This window comes from Shewanella sp. BJSY2023SW007 (assembly GCF_047314525.1).
In the GTDB taxonomy this organism is placed as follows: Bacteria; Pseudomonadota; Gammaproteobacteria; order Enterobacterales; family Shewanellaceae; genus Shewanella; species Shewanella chilikensis.
Map to the genome: position 1 here is coordinate 25,627 of NZ_JBKORL010000020.1, position 18,028 is coordinate 43,654.

Annotated in this window: 17 protein-coding genes; 12 read left to right on the forward strand and 5 right to left on the reverse strand. The window is 50.9% G+C overall.

Features of this window, described 5'->3' with window-relative positions; genetic code table 11:
* Positions 1 to 32: 32 nt before the first annotated feature.
* The gene (sbcB, locus tag ACMHXE_RS04220) at positions 33 to 1,448 is read right to left on the reverse strand and encodes an exodeoxyribonuclease I (protein WP_413731475.1); all 1,416 of its coding nucleotides are present in this window, start codon (positions 1,446 to 1,448) and stop codon (positions 33 to 35) included.
* Positions 1,449 to 1,633: 185 nt separating this feature from the next.
* On the opposite strand from sbcB, the gene ACMHXE_RS04225 reads away from it, so the two are divergent.
* The 3 genes from ACMHXE_RS04225 to ACMHXE_RS04235 all read left to right on the forward strand — a co-directional run bounded on the left by ACMHXE_RS04225 (position 1,634) and on the right by ACMHXE_RS04235 (position 3,744).
* Entirely contained in the window at positions 1,634 to 2,434 is an 801-nt protein-coding gene (locus ACMHXE_RS04225) for a hypothetical protein (RefSeq protein ID WP_146225964.1), read from the forward strand.
* 42 nt (positions 2,435 to 2,476) lie between these two features.
* Positions 2,477 to 3,280, forward strand: a complete 804-nt coding sequence (gene rlmA / locus ACMHXE_RS04230) for a 23S rRNA (guanine(745)-N(1))-methyltransferase (RefSeq protein WP_101054367.1) — start codon at positions 2,477 to 2,479, stop codon at positions 3,278 to 3,280.
* A 254-nt stretch (positions 3,281 to 3,534) separates the two neighbouring features.
* The gene (locus ACMHXE_RS04235) at positions 3,535 to 3,744 is read left to right on the forward strand and encodes a cold-shock protein (protein ID WP_025009607.1); all 210 of its coding nucleotides are present in this window, start codon (positions 3,535 to 3,537) and stop codon (positions 3,742 to 3,744) included.
* 398 nt (positions 3,745 to 4,142) lie between these two features.
* On the opposite strand, the gene ACMHXE_RS04240 is transcribed toward ACMHXE_RS04235, so the two are convergent.
* Positions 4,143 to 4,823: a hypothetical protein gene (locus ACMHXE_RS04240; RefSeq protein ID WP_413731477.1), complete on the reverse strand. Its 681-nt coding sequence runs from the start codon at positions 4,821 to 4,823 to the stop codon at positions 4,143 to 4,145.
* Positions 4,824 to 4,952: 129 nt separating this feature from the next.
* The gene (locus ACMHXE_RS04245) at positions 4,953 to 5,555 is read right to left on the reverse strand and encodes a YybH family protein (protein WP_101054361.1); all 603 of its coding nucleotides are present in this window, start codon (positions 5,553 to 5,555) and stop codon (positions 4,953 to 4,955) included.
* Positions 5,556 to 5,670: 115 nt separating this feature from the next.
* Between ACMHXE_RS04245 and smrA the strand changes: the two genes are divergently transcribed.
* The 3 genes from smrA to ACMHXE_RS04260 all read left to right on the forward strand — a co-directional run bounded on the left by smrA (position 5,671) and on the right by ACMHXE_RS04260 (position 9,307).
* Entirely contained in the window at positions 5,671 to 6,261 is a 591-nt protein-coding gene (gene smrA, locus ACMHXE_RS04250) for a DNA endonuclease SmrA (protein ID WP_101054358.1), read from the forward strand.
* A gap of 111 nt (positions 6,262 to 6,372) precedes the next feature.
* Entirely contained in the window at positions 6,373 to 7,020 is a 648-nt protein-coding gene (locus ACMHXE_RS04255) for a TetR/AcrR family transcriptional regulator (RefSeq protein WP_101054355.1), read from the forward strand.
* A gap of 10 nt (positions 7,021 to 7,030) precedes the next feature.
* Positions 7,031 to 9,307, forward strand: a complete 2,277-nt coding sequence (locus ACMHXE_RS04260; RefSeq protein WP_413731480.1) for an acyl-CoA dehydrogenase — start codon at positions 7,031 to 7,033, stop codon at positions 9,305 to 9,307.
* A 174-nt stretch (positions 9,308 to 9,481) separates the two neighbouring features.
* Here ACMHXE_RS04260 and pyk read toward each other — a convergent pair whose 3' ends face one another.
* Both pyk and ACMHXE_RS04270 read right to left on the reverse strand, forming a co-directional pair.
* A complete protein-coding gene (gene pyk, locus ACMHXE_RS04265; protein ID WP_101054350.1) occupies positions 9,482 to 10,921 on the reverse strand; it encodes a pyruvate kinase in 1,440 nt (479 codons plus the stop codon).
* Between the two features lie 186 nt (positions 10,922 to 11,107).
* A complete protein-coding gene (locus ACMHXE_RS04270; protein ID WP_028781506.1) occupies positions 11,108 to 11,962 on the reverse strand; it encodes a MurR/RpiR family transcriptional regulator in 855 nt (284 codons plus the stop codon).
* Between the two features lie 315 nt (positions 11,963 to 12,277).
* On the opposite strand from ACMHXE_RS04270, the gene zwf reads away from it, so the two are divergent.
* From zwf to ACMHXE_RS04300, 6 genes are all read left to right on the forward strand, one after another.
* Positions 12,278 to 13,750, forward strand: coding sequence for a glucose-6-phosphate dehydrogenase (zwf, locus tag ACMHXE_RS04275; RefSeq protein WP_025010246.1), 1,473 nt, complete (start codon positions 12,278 to 12,280; stop codon positions 13,748 to 13,750).
* Positions 13,751 to 13,759: 9 nt separating this feature from the next.
* Positions 13,760 to 14,464 carry a 6-phosphogluconolactonase gene (pgl, locus tag ACMHXE_RS04280; protein WP_101054347.1) on the forward strand — a complete coding sequence of 235 codons (705 nt, stop codon included), beginning with the start codon at positions 13,760 to 13,762 and terminating at the stop codon, positions 14,462 to 14,464.
* A gap of 9 nt (positions 14,465 to 14,473) precedes the next feature.
* Positions 14,474 to 16,300, forward strand: a complete 1,827-nt coding sequence (edd, locus tag ACMHXE_RS04285; protein WP_234555752.1) for a phosphogluconate dehydratase — start codon at positions 14,474 to 14,476, stop codon at positions 16,298 to 16,300.
* 19 nt (positions 16,301 to 16,319) lie between these two features.
* Positions 16,320 to 16,961: a bifunctional 4-hydroxy-2-oxoglutarate aldolase/2-dehydro-3-deoxy-phosphogluconate aldolase gene (locus tag ACMHXE_RS04290; protein WP_165565154.1), complete on the forward strand. Its 642-nt coding sequence runs from the start codon at positions 16,320 to 16,322 to the stop codon at positions 16,959 to 16,961.
* A gap of 228 nt (positions 16,962 to 17,189) precedes the next feature.
* A complete protein-coding gene (locus ACMHXE_RS04295) occupies positions 17,190 to 17,426 on the forward strand; it encodes a hypothetical protein (RefSeq protein ID WP_165565153.1) in 237 nt (78 codons plus the stop codon).
* A gap of 32 nt (positions 17,427 to 17,458) precedes the next feature.
* A complete protein-coding gene (locus ACMHXE_RS04300) occupies positions 17,459 to 17,875 on the forward strand; it encodes a hypothetical protein (protein WP_224866330.1) in 417 nt (138 codons plus the stop codon).
* Positions 17,876 to 18,028 lie beyond the last annotated feature (153 nt).

An 18,028-nucleotide genomic window follows, 5' to 3' on the forward strand; every position in this document is an offset into this window, starting at 1 on the left:
AGTGGAAACGGGACTGGCTTCGCAAAATTCCGTTAAAGCGCCTGTAAGTATTGCACCAGAGCCTTGAGAAGTCGCTGGTGACTTTCATTTTCGGCAGTTTCTTCCAACAGATTTTCCAAGCGAATGACATAATCCGGATCGTTGAGCCTTTGCTGGCAGAATTCATGCCAGCGCAGTGTTTCTTTGTCCGTAAGTGTCGAAGGATAGTTGCGGGCGCGGTAGCGAAACAACATCTCCTTGAGTCTGGGGTCGTCAAAGCTGAGATCCAGCGCCGCCAGGTTATCGGGGGCGGTATGGCGGATCATCTCCATCTTGGCCTTATCCGCGGGAGAGAAGAATCCTCTGCTGTAGAGCATAAGATCCGGATCTGTACTTTGGTTGTCCCTTGGGGTATCAAACAGGCTTGCCAGCTTGGAGCGGATCTGCGGATGCTGGCGCAGGCGCTTGTATTGCTCGCGGGCAAAGGCCTTGTCAAATCCAATCCGCTTGGCGGCTTCATCGGTCAGTGTCTTGGCGGTGGCAATAAAGGGGCACTTATTGATATGCACCTGTTTGACAGGTATGGGTAATTCATCTTCTGCCAATTCGCTTCTTGGCGTATAGAGCCGCTCGCGAATGCTGTCTACATCCAATTCAATCAGCGGACTGATATCCATATGCAGGTTAACGCAGACAATGGCATTCTTGTTCTCCGGATGATGGGCCACAGGGGCTATGAGAGTGGCACAGCCCTGAGTCGCCGGGATTTTGGAGCTGATATGCACCAAAGGTTGCATATTGAGTACATCGATTTGCTCTGAGACTGCCTGCTTGCGTCTGAGTTTGAAATAGTAGTCAAACAGTCTTGGTTGTTTCTCTTTGATCAGTTTGGCCAAGGCTATGGTGGCATATACATCTGACATGGCATCGTGAGCCTTTTCATGGCCGAGTCCGTTGGCCTGGGTCAGATGTTCGAGCTTAAAACTGGGAGAGCCATCCTCTTTGGTTGGCCAGTTGATCCCGTCCGGGCGCAGGGCATAGCAGGCCCGAACCAGATCGATAATATCCCAGCGGGAATTGCCTTGCTGCCATTCTCTGGCATAGGGATCGATAAAGTTTCGGTAAAAACCATACCGGCTGACCTCATCATCAAATCGCAGCGAGTTGTAGCCGGCGACGCAGGTATTGGCTTGGCTGAACAGGGCATTGATCCGCCCCATAAATTCGGTTTCCGGCAGCCCTTTGCCATTGGCCAGTTGTGGGGTGATCCCTGTGATGAGAATCGCCTCGGGTGAGGGCAGGTAATCGCTGGCTATCTGGCAGTAAAAGGTCTCGGGCTCACCAATGATGTTCAGCTCCAGGTCGGTACGTATCCCGGCAAACTGCGCCGGCCTGTCTTTCGCCGGATTGGCGCCGAATGTTTCATAATCATGCCAAAATATGGAAGGCTGAGGTTGGGCTTGACTCATACTGATGACTTTTGCTCTTCAGACAAAAGCTTATCTTAACATTTTTTTCCGGGAATGGGATTTTGCTGGCATTATCGCTGGTATTTCGGTTAAAAGCCGCCCTTGGTGAATCGATGGCCTCTGGGTACAATATGTGCCTGCCGACAGGGACGACAAAGAGGTTCGGATGACCCTAAGGGATGCAGATGCATAGTCAGTTTTTCAGTTCGCCCACCATAGTCAATCTTTCTATGCCGACCAGGTTGTGCCTCAGCTTGCCGGAGAGTGTCAGTGATTTTGTGTTGTCGGAGGCTTTGCGTTCGCCACTGCTTGAGTGGGTAATGCTTGAAGGAGAAGACAAAGCTTCGCTGGGGCAGTTTATTTTGAGGCTGCAACCTTTTCTGACCAAACAATTGCTGCCTTTGGAATCCGTCAGGAAGGGTGGAGTGTCGCGCACCGCAGGTCAGGGCTTTAGACTCTACTGTGAAGTTGGGACCAGTACTTCAAGTTGTATTGCTGCTCTGAGGCAAGGAATATGTGTCGATTTTTGGCCAGGACAGACATTTCTCTGTTTGTTGCAAACCAGTAGATTCGAACTACTGCCTTTGGAACAAGATTTACGTTTGTCCCAGGAGGCAAGAGAGATCATTCTCGCCAAGGCCGCTTTAGCTGAACCTCAAGATTATCAGGCCAGCAGTGAAAAACTGGCGCTACAGCTCAATGAAGTCACCAGGGCAAGGATCCGGCTGGAAGCTTACCAGCAAGCGCTGAGAACTGAGTTACCCGAAGGCCTGCTCAATGAAGTATGGCATCTGCTTACCGGTCTGGCGCAGAAACGCCAATGGCTGCTGCGATGTTATAATCAGTCACTTGAACGTCCAAGTTACCGTTTGAGTGCCAACCAAGATATTGCTGAAGAAAAGCTCAGGCGTATGCTGGAGTGTTATGAGCAGTTGTCATCACCTGAGCTCAATGTCATGGTCAGGCAGTTGACCGACGAAGAGTAAAATCACCTGGGCACTTAGACCCAATTCTGATGGAAGTAATACATGTCTTATATTTGTCCCCTGTGCCGCAGCGAGTTGGTACAGGATGGAAAACAATGGCGTTGTAGCCAAAACCACAGCTTTGATAAAGCCAAAGAAGGTTATGTCAACTTGTTGCCTGTACAGAAGAAAAACTCTCGTGATCCCGGTGACAACAAGCAGATGATGCAGGCCAGGCGCAGTTTTTTAAATGCCGGCTATTATCAGGCTCTCAGCAACAGGGTTAACGAACTGGCGTTGGAATATGGTAAGACACAACCCGATATTTTGGATCTGGGTTGCGGTGAGGGCTACTACAGCCAACGTTTGCAACAAGCCATTGGTGGCGAACTCTATGGTTTGGATATTTCCAGAACTGCGATTCGCTACGCCGCCAAGGCACATCCACAGATGCGCTTTTGTGTAGCCAGCGCCTACGACATGCCTTTTGCCGATGCAACCTTTGATCTTATGTTGCGTATTTATGCACCATCAAAAGATCAGGAATTGGCACGGGTGTGTAAGCCCGGCGGCATTTTCATTTGTGTATCCCCAGGCCCAAGACATCACTTTCAGTTAAAAGAGATCATCTATAGTGAGCCAAGAGAGCATGAGCTGACCAAGGCAGAGCTACCAGGTTTTAGCTTGCTGCATGATGAGAGACTGCAGTGGCCGCTGGTTCTGCCGGCCGGACAGGTTTGCAATGATTTTCTGGAAATGACTCCCTACGCCTGGAAGCTCAGCGCTGAACAAAAGCACAGATTGCAGGCAGAAGGTTTGAGTTGTGAACTGGATTTCCACATTCAAATTTACCAACGTAATACATAAGAGCTAGAACTATAAGATAGGTTTCAACTTGTTACGGCAAATCCTAGAAATTTAAGTAAAAAAAACCTCAAGAGGGTCAATTAAGTTTGTTGACTTATCTACAGAATGATTTATAGTCTTCTTAGCTTGAAAGTTGGGCTTATTTTTATGTCTTCAATACGACCAGTTCGTCCTGTAAACATAAGTAATACCGGCATTTTCAGCTCCACCGCCGTTAAGGCTTAAAAGATAGTTTTATTTACAGGATTTATATCATGTCACAAGTAACTGGTGTAGTTAAGTGGTTCAACTCTGACAAAGGTTTCGGTTTCATCGAGCAAGAGTCTGGTCCAGACGTGTTTGTACACTTCCGCGCCATCAACTCTGACGGCTTCAAGACTCTGGACGAAGGTCAGAAAGTATCCTTCACTGTTACTCAGGGCCAAAAAGGTCCTCAAGCTGAAAACGTTTCTGTTATCGGCTAATCGCTTTTCGGGGTAACCCGAGCGATATAGTAATCAACCGCGCGAGCCTACACTACAAAAAGAAGTGTAAGGAAAGCGCGGTTTTTTTATATCCGCAGGCAATCGCTTCAACTTTACATTTTCCGTTATATCTTTCACTGAATTGTCAACCGCATGAATTTTGTGGGACACCCTCTCTTTCGCTATTCTTATATTGCTGTAAACCTTTGATACTCAGTTCTTAGGTGACTCTTTTCTCAAGAGCAACGCAGACGCTGGATTCGTTGTCGACACAGACGATAATTTGTTGCTGCTCCAATCGCTGATGATTTTGATAAAGCCTGGCATCAGATCTGCTTTGAGTACGTTATGGGCGTCATTGCTTTAAAAAGGCGTTGGTTAACTGTACCGGATTTCACTCAACTGATGACAAAAAGCATGACAACATTAAGTGTGAGCACACTGATTGCGAGTAAGGTGGCAAAACGGATAAGGCCTTCTGCTTTAGGGGGAGTTTGGAGCAGTGTTACTGGGTAGCCAAAGAAGATAGCAAGGTAAAGCAGGCTTCTTAAAGGATATGCCATACCCGAGAGATGGTACTCACGGCCGTTTTTCTGCTTAACTGTCGCGGCGTGAGCTCGTTTTCGCTCAAGCTGATGACTGTCATGATAGTCCACCCAGTGGAACACCAGACTTGCGATATCCTCTTTGGCAATAGCGATTGTTGTTCCTGTGAGATATTGAGGCAGGAAAATATGGGTTTGGTTTATCCTTATCTGCCGCTCGTCTTTGGCACTGCTTTTCACGCCTAACTGAGTCAGTATCCGGCTTTTACGTACCTGGATATATATTAAAAACCAGATGGCGCTGCAGGCAGGGAGCAGCAAATGACCCTTTCCCATAAATGATGCCAGCAGTGTGGCCAGCATTATAACGGGAACTAGGCTCAAAAGTAGCGGCAGCTCTTTTCTCCAGGGCAGAGCGAAAAAGCTCAAAGAGATGGGCAATGTGATTTCGCTCCCTAAATCCAGATTAGCGTATTTGCCGGTAAAGGTGCGATTGAACCATTTGTAATCGTTCAATAATTTGGATGGTGTCATCTGACTCATAATTCCTTTTACTTGTCGTGAACTTCAGCAAGAGAAGTGAACAAGGCAACTCGTCTTTGTTATTGCAACCAAAACGATAGCGCCCTTGTATCTACAGGGCACACGCTCAAGTACTGCCAATTACTTGGCATGAACTATTTCAATTTCAACATTGGATGGGAGATCGCTGGCAGGGGGCACAGGGGCAAATTGCTCGCCATAATACAGGTTAGGTTGGGGTTTAGCGTTGAAATAATGCTCAGGCTCGGCGCGGTTGCTGGTATCAACATCCACCAACCAGTTACCTTTTTTATCTTTGTGGCTGACTATAACGATTTTACCGGCAAACTCGCTCATGGGTTCTTCTGTGTCTTTCGGCGGGTGAAAACGCACCAGGTAATAGCCTATGTCGGTGGCGCTCTTGCCGTGCGTCTGACGTTGAACGACCCGAAAATCTACATCTATTCTGGCTTGTTTATGGCGGATGCGGTCAAAGAACTTTTGATATAGTTTGAGTACGTTTTCACGTCCCTGAACTATGGCAAGGCTTTGCTGTTCAGGAATATAAGTGGCATCCTCGGCGTATATGTTTTCCAGAGGGGCGGAGTTAAGTTCTTTAAATGCCCGGTTGAACATGACATAGACACGATTAAGGGCTGCTTGGTCTTTATCCTGTAATTCGGTAGCCTTGAGGGGCTGAAGCACAGAAATCAGGCAAACGAGCAATAGGGTTAAGAATTTCATTAAAATCATCTAAGCAGGCTCATCTGACCTCACTATAATAGAAGCCCTTTGGTAACAGAAGATTGATTTCTTTACAAAGTGTGTAAACCACGTCATAAGTTGGAGGAGTCGCATCATGAAAGCAGATGATCTGACACTTTTTATGCAAGAAATGGCCGATGTGGTGCCGCTCAAACAGCAACCTCAGGCAGTGACCAGAGCGAAACCTCTTTCCAGTGAGTCAAAACAGGCACGCAAAGCCGCCGCCGAAGCCCATGAGTATCTGCAGCGTCTGACCTTGGATTTAGCGCTGATCCCCAGAGTGAAACCCGATGATATGCTCAGTTACAAGCAGCAGGGGATCCAGGAGGCGGTATTCAAGAATTTACGTCTCGGCAAATACAAGATAGCCGCCGAGCTGGATATTCATGCCATGTCGGTGCGACAGGCCAGAGATTATCTGCTCGGTTTCATTCAGGCTCAAGTGGCTTTGGGCCACCGCTGCGTGCTGGTGATACATGGCAAAGGGCAGAATCGTAAGCCGTTTCCTGGGCTTATCAAGTCCTGTGTCAACTTCTGGTTGTCGCAGATAGATGAAGTGCAAGCGTTTCACAGCGCTCAGCGCGAACATGGCGGCTATGGCGCCCTCTATGTGATGTTGCCTAAATCAGCAGCGAAACGGCTTGAATCCCGCGAGACCAACCACAAAGGAGCGGGCTTTCGCTGAGCTGTCTGTGGCGGCAGATTATCTGCCTTGACCGTAGCCGAGATTTCGTTTGACATAAGTGTAACCAATGTTTAATTTAAACGAGTGTTTTAAATTAACTAAGGTCACGGAATGGCAAGTCGATCTGATACCAAGACAAGAATTCTCGATGCCGCGGAGAAGCTGTTTGCCGAGCGGGGGTTTTCAGAAACCTCCCTCAGGCTTATTACCAGCAAAGCAGAAGTGAATCTTGCATCTGTAAACTACCATTTTGGTTCAAAAAAAGAGCTCATCCGGGCGGTTTTGGCACGTTACCTGGATGTTTTTATGCCGTCGGCGTCAAACGCCATTAATGAGCTTATCGGCCGGGATAAACAGGCCTCTTTGGATGCTATTTTCTCCTCTTTGGTGGGGCCGTTGCTGGAACTTAACAAAGTTCGCAACGAAGGAACCAGTATTTTTCTGCAACTGCTTGGTCGTGGCTATATCGAAAGTCAGGGGCACTTGCGCTGGTTTATTACCACTCATTATGGCAAGCATCTGGATCAGTTTGTTCAGGCTGTGTCTGGCAGTGCACCTCACATTCCACCGGCAGAAATGTTCTGGCGCTTGCACTTTACCCTGGGAACCATAGTTTTCACCATGGCCTCAGCCGATGCGCTCAACGAGATAGCCGAAGCCGACTTTGGTGAACATAATGATATAGAGGCAGTGATCCGCAAGGTGATCCCTTACATGGCTGCCGGTGTGGCTGTGCCGTTGGTTTCTCAAGCAGAATAAAGGTCTGGTTATGAGCATTATCCTCTTAATAATAGTTGCCCTGATAGCGCTGTTCTTTGTGCGCAATATACGCCTGCAGTTTGTGACCCGGCCGGTATTGGCCTTCTTTCGCAAGGTGCTACCACCGCTTTCGGATACAGAGCGCGAAGCGATGGAGGCCGGTGATGTGTGGTGGGAAGCCGAGCTGTTTCGTGGGAAACCCAACTGGGAAAGCCTGCATGCCTATGGTAAACCGGCGCTGAGTGCCGATGAGAAAGATTTTATCGACCATCAGGTGATGACGGCGCTAAAAATGATTGATGACTATGACATAGTCAACAACCGCAAGGACTTACCGCCCGAGCTGTGGGAGTACTTCAAGAAAGAAGGCTTCTTCGCGCTGATCATCCCGAAAAAATACGGTGGCCGTGAGTTTTCTGCCTATGCCAACTCCACCATAGTCAGTAAGTTGGCGAGCCGCAGTGTCAGCGCCGCTGTGACTGTGATGGTACCCAACTCACTCGGTCCGGGTGAGCTGCTGACTCATTATGGTACCAAGGAGCAGAAAGAGCATTGGTTGCCGGCCTTGGCAAAAGGGGAAGAGATCCCTTGTTTTGCCCTGACCGGCCCCGAAGCCGGCTCGGATGCCGGTGCCATTCCCGATGAAGGGATAGTCTGCCGCGGTGAGTTCGAAGGCGAGGAAACTCTGGGGCTGAAGCTAAACTGGAACAAGCGTTACATCACTCTGGCTCCAGTGGCCACTGTGCTGGGGCTGGCATTTCAGATGCGTGACCCAGACGGGCTGTTGGGTGACAAGGTTAACTTGGGGATCACCTGCGCCCTGATCCCAACCGATCATCCCGGCGTGAAAATTGGTCGTCGTCACAACCCGCTCAATATGGCCTTTATGAATGGTACCACTCAAGGGGAAGAGGTGTTTATTCCGCTGGATTGGATCATAGGTGGCCCACAATACGCCGGCCGCGGCTGGCGTATGCTGGTGGAGTGCCTCTCTGCCGGGCGTGGTATTTCACTGCCGGCGCTGGCGACGGCATCAGGGCATATGGCTACCAAGACTACAACCGCTTACAGCTATGTGCGTAAGCAGTTCGGCATGGCCATAGGTCAGTTTGAAGGGGTTCAGGAAGCGCTGGCAAGGATCATTGCCAACACCTATCAGCTGGAAGCGGCTCGTCGTCTGACAACCACAGGCATAGATCTCAAGGTTAAGCCATCTGTGGTGACCGCGATTGCCAAATATCACATGACAGAGCTTGGCCGTCAGGTGATGAACGATGCCATGGATATTCAGTCCGGCAAGGGTATTCAGATGGGGCCAAAAAATTATCTGGCTCATGGCTATATGGCCAACCCAATCTCCATCACAGTGGAAGGGGCCAACATCCTGACCCGTAGTTTGATGATCTTCGGTCAGGGCGCGACCCGCTGTCATCCTTATGTACTGGCCGAGATGGAAGCTGCCGGCATGGAAGACAACAGTGAAGCGCTGGAGCGTTTCGACTCCTTGCTGATGGGCCACATTGGTTATGCGCTGCGTAACGCCTTCGGCTCTTTGGGTAACGCCCTCAGCCGTAGCTATTTTGAGCGCTCACCCGTGAGTGGCGATACCCGCGACTATTACAAGCAGATGGCCCGTCTGTCCAAGGCGCTGGCGCTGGTGACCGACTTATCGATGCTTATCTTGGGCGGCGATCTCAAGCGCAAGGAGATGATTTCGGCCAGACTCGGTGACGTTCTCAGTCAGCTGTATCTGGGCTCGGCCACATTGAAACTGTTTGAAGACAATGGCCGCCAGTTTGACGATCTGCCGATAGTCAAACATGTGATGGATACCCGATTGCAACTGGCTGCCAAGGCGCTTGAGCAGGCGATAGCCAACTTCCCCAATCGTCCGGTTGCCTGGGTCATGCGTGTGCTGGTATTCCCGCTGGGGAATCACTTCAACGGCCCGAAAGACAGCCAGTCCATTGAACTGGTCAAGAGCATGCTTAAACCGGGTCCGGCCCGCGACAGGCTGACCTTCCTCTGTCCTGAATTTGACGGCGACACCAGTGGTATTGCCGAGGTGGAAGCGGCATTCAAGGCTCAATATCAGTGCCGTGAACTGCACGGCAAACTGAGAAAGGCGCAAAAGGATGGTCGTTTGTCTGCCAAGCTGGCACCGCTATCTCTGTATCAGGCGGCATTGGACGCTGAGGTTATCAGTAAAGCCGAGTATGAGCAGTTGCTTGAGGCCGATAAACTGCGGTTGGCGGCAATCAATGTCGATGATTTTGAAACGCTGTAATTGAGATTGATTGGTATCTGAATTTCAGTTTGGTAAGCCTGTCCCAGGTGGGCTTAGCTCTGATGTAAACAAAATCACCAAGCCTGAAACAGAACAAAAGCAGTAGAAATAAAAAAGGTACGCCTCGGCGTACCTTTTCTGTTTTGTTATCAGCTTAGCGCTATTGGCAAGCCATTAGGCGACGATCAACACCTTGCAGGTATTGGTGCCACCTACGGTTTCCATGGCATCACCCTTGGTCATGAGCACCATGTCACCACTCTCCAGGTATCCCTTGGCCTTGAGGCTTTCAAGGGCCTTTTTCGCCAGTTCATCGGCGGCATAAACGGTAGAGTCAAACTCAACCGGATAGACACCCCGATAGAGCGCCATCTTGGCCAAAGTGGGCTGATGACGGGCGAGGGCGAAGATAGGCAGCGCCGAGCTTATCCGTGACATCAACTTGGGCGTCGCCCCGGATTCTGTCAGGGCGATAATCGCCTTGACACCCTGCAAATGGTTGGCAGCATACATGGTAGACAGCGCTATGGTTTCTTCTATGGAGCTGAAGCTTTCATCCAGACGGTGCTTGGATACCCGCACACTGGGATGTGCTTCGGCGCCAAGACAAACCCTGGCCATGGCCTGAACCGTTTCTTCAGGATAATCCCCGGCGGCGGTCTCGGCCGAAAGCATTACGGCGTCTGTACCGTCGAGTACGGCGTTGGCCACGTCCATGACTTCGGCGCGGGTCGGCATAGGGCTGCTGATCATAGACTCCATCATCTGGGTTGCGGTGATCACCACCTTATTGAGCTGACGCGAGCGGCTGATCAGTTTTTTCTGCACGGCCACCAGAGCCGGATCGCCGATTTCTACCCCCAGGTCGCCGCGGGCAACCATGACGGCATCGGAGGCGAGGATTACATCGTCCATCGCTTCATCGGAAGCTACGGCTTCGGCGCGCTCTACCTTGGATACTATCAGGGCGTTGCTGCCGGCCTTTTGCGCCAGTTCGCGGGCATAGTTAAGATCGGCACCGCTGCGGGGGAAGGAAACGGCCAGGTAGTCCACCTGAATTTGTGCCGCAGTGATGATGTCCTGCTTGTCTTTATCTGTCAGTGCAGCAGCAGACAGACCACCGCCTTTCTTGTTGATCCCCTTGTTGTTGGACAGGGGACCGGCAACAGTCACGCTGGTATGTACCTTACGGCCTTCTACCTTTTCGACTTTCAGTTGTACCCGGCCATCGTCCAGCATCAGGATATCACCGACAACCACATCGTCCGGCAGTTCCTTGTAATCGATACCCACCTGGGTTTCGTCGCCTTCGCCTTTACCCAGCTCGGCATCCAGAATGAATGGCTGGCCAAGCTTGAGTTGGACTTTCTTATTGTCCTTGAAGGTGGAAACACGGATTTTCGGACCCTGGAGATCGCCGAGGATGGCAACGTGTACACCAAGCTCTTTCGCAATGCTGCGGGCTTGGCTGGCGCGTTTTAGGTGATCTTCTGGGGAACCGTGGGAGAAGTTGAGGCGAACAACGTTGGCACCTGCTGCTATGATACGACGCAGGTTATCATCACGATCTGTGGCTGGGCCCAGCGTGGTAACGATCTTGGTTCTGCGGAACATAATATACTCCGTTTAAGTTTTAAAAAATCTTACGCTATATTAACAGACATCGGCTCAATATGTAGGAAACTTACAGACAAAATGATCTAACTCAAAGTTTTATTTTTGTGAGTTACGGCTAATTTTAGGCGTGGCTTGGGCAGTTGCCAATTTTGGTAACTGCCCAGGTGCTTACGGGAAAGGGGATTACAGTGGTTCGCTCTTATCTATGCGGGATTCCTTCAAAACTTCCTTGACCCGCTTGAGACTTTCCCTGAAGCGTGGGCCCCGGCGCAGGGTAAACCCGGTCGCCAGCACATCAATAATCACCAACTGAGCCAAACGAGAGGCCATAGGCAGGTACATATCTGTGTCCTCCGGCACTTCCATGGTAACCGGCAGGGTACATTCCTGCGACAGCGGCGAGTGACGCGCGGTAATACCTATCACGGCAGCGCCGTTTTCTCTGGCCAATCTTGCTATATCGATCAAAGACTTGGTGCGGCCTGTGTGGGAAATCAGCACCACTACATCGCCTTCATCACTATTGATACAGCTCATGCGTTGCATCAACACATCATCGAAACATAAAACCGGTACATTAAAGCGGAAGAACTTGTTCTGGGCATCGTGTGCCACTGAGGCAGAGGCGCCAAGACCGAAGAAAGAGATCTTTTTCGCTTGAGTCAGTATGTCTACCGCCTTGTTGATGGCCGTGGTATCTATGCTCTGGCGTGCAGTATCCAGAGAAGCCATGGAAGATTCGAAGATCTTGGTGGTGTAAGACTCGGGTGTATCATCTTCCTCAACGTGACGACTGACGTAAGGGGTACCATTTGCGAGACTTTGGGCCAGATGTAATTTAAAATCCGGGAAACCTTTGGTATCCAAACGACGACAGAAGCGGTTGACTGTAGGCTCGCTGACATCCGCCATCTTGGCCAGAGTTGCTATGCTTGAATGAATAGCTGTCTGGGGTGATGCCAGGATAACTTCGGCTACTTTGCGTTCTGACTTGCTGAAATGGGGGAGGTTTTTTTGAACCTTTTCTAGGGTATTCATACGCGTACGTCCGCTGGGTTGAAATTATGTAATTTTATTATTTCTTTGAGGCCTGAGCACTACAAAGTAGGGTGCAAACCAATCTTGACGTAAGTCCTGTATATACCGGAATGAAAACAGGCTAACTTCCGAGATAAGAAGGTTTTAAGCAGGAAAAGCATACCAGATTATTGCCAAACCTGCCTAGACTGGCCTCAAGGCTTTATTTGCAAATTATAGATGCATTTAATAAATACTGTTGTTATATTACAACAAAAGTGTGGAATTCTTCATCGCATAGTGGAACCACCACCGACAAAAGGAGAGCATTAAGCAATGGGCAAAACAACATCAGAGGCCAAAGCTTGTGATTTTGTACTCTTTGGTACCAAGGGCGACTTGGCAAGGCGCAAATTGTTGCCTTCGCTCTACCAGCTGGATAAGGCCGGTCTGCTCAATCGGGACACCAAGGTCATAGGTGTTGCCAAAGATGAATTCTCTGCCGAAGATTTTCGCGAACTGGTTAAAACGGCTCTGAGCACCTTTGTTAAAGAACCCCTGTGCGACACCACGCTTTCCCGCTTCCTCGAACGTTGTCATTATGTCGGTACCAACTTTACCGAATCTGAAGGATACAAAGCCTTCCACCAACTGCTCGAACCTGCCAAGCGGGTGATGGTCAACTATTTTGCTACGCCTCCGGCTATTTTCGGTGATATCTGCCGTTGCCTGCATGAACAACAACTGATCCATCCCGATACCCGGGTGGTGCTGGAAAAGCCCATAGGCTCAGATTTGCAGTCATCCAGAGTGATCAATGACCAGGTTTCTGCCTACTTCAGTGAGAGTCAGGTCTATCGTATCGACCACTATCTGGGTAAAGAAACAGTACAGAACTTGATTGCTTTGCGTTTTGCCAACTCACTGTTTGCCTCCAAGTGGGATAACCGCACCATAGATCATGTACAGATCACTGTGGCCGAAGAGGTGGGTATTGAAGGACGCTGGGGTTATTTCGACAAAGCCGGCCAGATGCGCGACATGATCCAGAACCACTTATTGCAGGTGCTGACCTTGATTGCCATGGATCCTCCGGTGAATCTGGATGCCGATAGCATTCGTGATGAGAAGGTGAAGGTGCTCAAGTCGCTGCGTCCCATCAATCAGGACAATGTATTTGAAAACACTGTGCGCGGCCAGTATTCGGCCGGGTTCCTCAAAGGATCGCCGGTTCCCGGTTATCTGGAGGAAGAGGGCGCCAACGTGGATTCCAACACAGAAACCTTTGTCGCCTTGCGTGTCGATATCGACAATTGGCGCTGGGCCGGGGTGCCTTTCTATCTGCGCAGCGGTAAACGTATGCCGTTCAAGAGTTCTGAAATTGTCATCTATTTCAAGAATCCACCCCATAACCTGTATCGTTCAAGCCATCGCAATCTGCCGCCCAATAAGTTGACCATACGTTTGCAACCGCATGAAGGGGTGGAGATCCAGATGATGAATAAGGTGCCCGGGCTTGAGCAGAAACAGCGACTGCAAACCACCAAGCTGGATTTGAGCTTCTCCGACACCTTCAAGAACGAACGTATCGCCGATGCTTATGAACGTTTGTTGCTTGAAGCTATGCTGGGTAATCAGGCATTGTTTGTACGCCGCGACGAAGTGGAGCAGGCTTGGACTTGGGTCGATGGCATTATTCAGTCCTGGGAGATGAGCAACGAAAAACCCAAGCCTTATCCTGCCGGTACCTGGGGGCCTGTGGCCTCAGTGGCCTTGATCACCAAAGACGGTCGCTCCTGGGATGAATAAGGAGACAGCATGATTAAAGAAACTGTATTCAAGTCTTTCGACAACCCCACTGCGCTGGAGGCCCAGTTGGCCGAACGTATTGCCGGCGCGTTGCAAAACGCGATAGATAACCGCGGCAAGGCCAGTCTGGTGGTTTCCGGTGGCTCGACGCCGCTGAAACTGTTTGCTGAGCTCAGCCATAAAATGATCGACTGGAGCGATGTTTACATAACGCTCGCCGACGAGCGCTGGGTGGATGCCGAAGACAAGGACTCCAACGAGCGCCTGGTGCGCGAGCATCTACTGCAAAATCGCGCCGCCAGCGCCAAGTTCCGCGGCCTGAAGAATATGTTTGCCACTCCTGAAGCGGGCTTGAGTATGGCCACAGAGCAGTTGGCCAACTTCCCGAGGCCTTTCGATGTGGTGGTGTTGGGAATGGGTAATGATGGCCATACCTGCTCTTGGTTTCCCTGCGCCCCTGAAGAACAACTGACCGAGGCGCTGGAAACCGATGCACTGCTGTGCGCTGTGCATCCGGGCAATGCGCCTCACGCCAGGATCAGCCTGAGCCGTAAAGCCGTGCTCGGCAGCCGCCAGATTTATCTGCATCTGGTCGGCGAAACCAAACTTTCCGTATATCACCAAGCTCTCGAGAGTGACGATCCCAGGGAAATGCCGATCCGCGCCGTGTTGGCGCAGCATAAGACCCCGGTCGATGTGTTCTGGAGCGCTTAAGGAGGCAAGATGCACCCAAGAGTTCAAGCCGTAACAGACAGGATTATTGCCCGCAGCCAAGATCACAGGGGTAAGTACCTGGCGGCATTGGCCGAAGCCAGAGCCAAGGGCGTGCACCGCAGCAGCTTGAGCTGCGGCAATCTGGCCCATGGGTTTGCTGCATGTCAGCCGGCCGATAAAGACAGCCTGCGCCAGCTGACCAAGGCTAATATAGGCATAGTGACAGCATTCAATGACATGCTTTCGGCGCACCAACCTTACGAACACTATCCTGAATTATTGAAACAGGCCTGCAATGAAGTGGGCAGCGTTGCCCAGGTGGCAGGCGGTGTACCGGCCATGTGTGACGGTGTCACCCAAGGCCAACCTGGGATGGAGCTCAGCTTGCTGAGCCGTGAAGTGATTGCCATGGCTACCGCTGTTGGTCTGTCCCACAATATGTTTGATGGTGCCCTGCTGCTGGGTATTTGTGACAAGATAGTCCCTGGGCTACTGATTGGCGCCCTGAGCTTTGGTCATCTACCCATGTTGTTTGTGCCGGCGGGACCGATGAAATCCGGGATCCCCAATAAGGAAAAAGCCCGTATTCGCCAGCAGTTTGCTGAAGGAAAGGTCGATAGAACCGCCTTGCTCGAAGCCGAATCTAAGTCCTATCACAGCGCGGGTACCTGTACCTTCTACGGTACGGCCAACAGCAACCAGTTGATGCTGGAAGTCATGGGGCTGCAGTTACCCGGCTCCTCATTTGTCAATCCGGACGACCCTTTGCGTGAGGCGCTCAATAAGGCGGCCGCCAAACAGGTGTGCCGTCTGACTGAACTTGGCAACCAATACAGCCCGATAGGTGAACTGGTTTGTGAAAAGTCGATAGTCAACGGCATAGTGGCTCTGCTCGCCACCGGTGGCTCGACCAATCTCACCATGCACATAGTGGCGGCGGCCCGGGCGGCGGGCATCATAGTCAACTGGGACGATTTCTCTGAACTGTCGGATGTGGTGCCGCTGCTGGCCAGGGTATATCCCAACGGTCATGCCGACATCAACCATTTTCATGCTGCCGGGGGGATGGCTTATCTGGTGCGGCAGTTGCTGGATGCTGGTTTACTACATCAAGACGTCAACACAGTGGCTGGCTTTGGTCTTGAGCGTTACACCAAGGAGCCCAAGTTACTTAATGGCGAGCTCAGTTGGGTGGATGGCCCGACCGAGAGTCTGGACAGCGAAGTGCTGACCTCAGTGGCCAAGCCGTTTCAGAGCAACGGCGGTCTTAAACTGCTAAAGGGCAATCTGGGCCGGGCGGTTATTAAGGTTTCTGCGGTTCAGGAGCAACATAGAGTGGTGGAAGCTCCGGCTGTGGTTATCGACGATCAGAATCAGCTCAATGAGCTTTTTACCAGTGGTCAACTGGATAAGGACTGCGTGGTGGTGGTCAAGGGGCAAGGTCCCAAGGCCAACGGTATGCCTGAGCTGCATAAGCTGACGCCTATTCTCGGGACCTTGCAGGACAGGGGCTTTAAAGTTGCCCTGGTGACCGATGGCCGTATGTCAGGAGCCTCAGGCAAGGTGCCTGCGGCCATCCATCTGACGCCGGAAGCGCTCGATGGCGGTATGATAGCCAAGGTGCACAGCGGTGATTTGGTGCGGGTCGATGCCGAAAAGGGCGAACTCAGTCTGCTTGTCGATGAGCAGCAACTGTCCGCAAGAAGTGCCGATAAAGTGGAATTGAGAAGTGTGCGTTACGGCATGGGTCGTGAGCTGTTCGGTGCGCTGCGGGCCAATCTCAGCAGTCCTGAAACCGGTGCTCGCAGTACCAGTGCCATAGATGACTATTACTAATCATTAAGGAATAAAGTACATGCTTGAGAATAACTGGTCCTTGCAACCTCAGGACATATTTAAACTGAGCCCGATCATTCCGGTAATGGTTATCAACAAGATTGAACATGCGGTGCCCCTGGCCAAGGCCCTGGTTGCCGGTGGCATTCGGGTACTGGAAGTGACCTTGCGCACCGATTGTGCCCTTGAGGCCATAGCACGGATTGCAACCGAGGTGCCGGAAGCCTTGGTCGGCGCCGGCACCATACTGAATGAAGCGCAATTGGCGCAGGCTGCAGAGGCCGGCGCTCAGTTTGCCATCACCCCAGGGGCGACAGTGGAACTGCTCAAGGCGGGTAAAGCCGGTAAGATCCCACTTATTCCGGGGGTGGCCAGTATCTCCGAAGTCATGGTGGGGCTGGGTCTGGGCTATACCCACTTCAAGTTCTTCCCGGCCGAGGCTTCTGGCGGGGTCAATGCGCTCAAAGCCTTCAGCGGCCCGCTGGCCGATGTCCGTTTCTGCCCAACTGGCGGGATCACTCCGAGCAGCTATAAAGACTACCTGGCGCTGGGGAATGTCGATTGTATCGGTGGCAGTTGGATAGCTCCGGTAGAAGCGATGGAGCAGGGCGACTGGGCCAGGATCACCAGACTATGCCAGGAAGCCATCGCGGCGCTGTGAGCATTTAACCAGAATGAATAAGGCTACCCGAGGTAGCCTTTTCTTTGCTCCGGTGTTTTTATTGGCAACAAAATCAACAATTTTAGTCCTTTAGGCTGGCTTGCACTGTTATTGGCTTTAGGGTAGCTTGGTTTGAAAAGAGTAAGTTATTGGTTTTTATTGGGCTGTTCTATTGCTGCTGTAATAGTTGTCGATGAATAAGCTGTATGATTCAGGGAGGAGCCTTTTATGAGATTCGAGCGCATCATCAAGCATTACAATGCCTGTCAATGTCCGACATGTTCATATCAGAGCGCAAATGGTCGTATCGCTGAGGCCTGCATCGATTTCGGTTTTATTGCCAACTGGCTAACAGTGCCGCTCGGGTTTGGCACCATGATTTTGCTTGGATTACAGCCCCTGCCTATTAGAATGTCTTGCCCTGTCTGTGGAAATACCTTTTTCGCCAGCGGTTTTCGTCACTAATCTATTCCGGATCTGATAAAAGGAGTCTTGTCATGTATGGCTCAGCGGTAATTCCGTACTCTGTTAGCCTGTCAAAAGTCAGTAATTTAAGAGAGTTATCTTCCAGGCTCAGATATTTGCTGGTGTTGGCTTTTGCTTGGCTCCTTGGCGGCTGCGGTCAGCCCTTGCCACTGGACAAGGCAGAATATGCCGGTGAGTGGCAGAGTGCTGACATGTATCTGCTTATTCAGCACGACGGCTCTGTAGAGTATCAGCGCTATGATGGCAACAGCAGCACCTCGATAAGTGGTGGTATCCAAAAGTTTGACGGTAACGACTTTGAAGTGGGGATAGGTTTTCTCTCCAGTCGTTTTGAAGTATCAGAGCCGCCACACAGGGTCGGAAGCGACTGGCAGATGGTGGTTGATGGTGTCCGGTTGACCCGGGTTTCCGATGTACAGTTTTATTGAACCTAAGTCTTGCTCAAGCTTAGGTTTAAGTAGAGATGGATATGGAAAAGGCGCCAATGGCGTAATGCCGATCAGTTAAGACAGATCGCTTGACGATCTCACTGAAAGGATCAAAATCCGATGACCCCATGTCATCGGATTTTTTTATGCAAC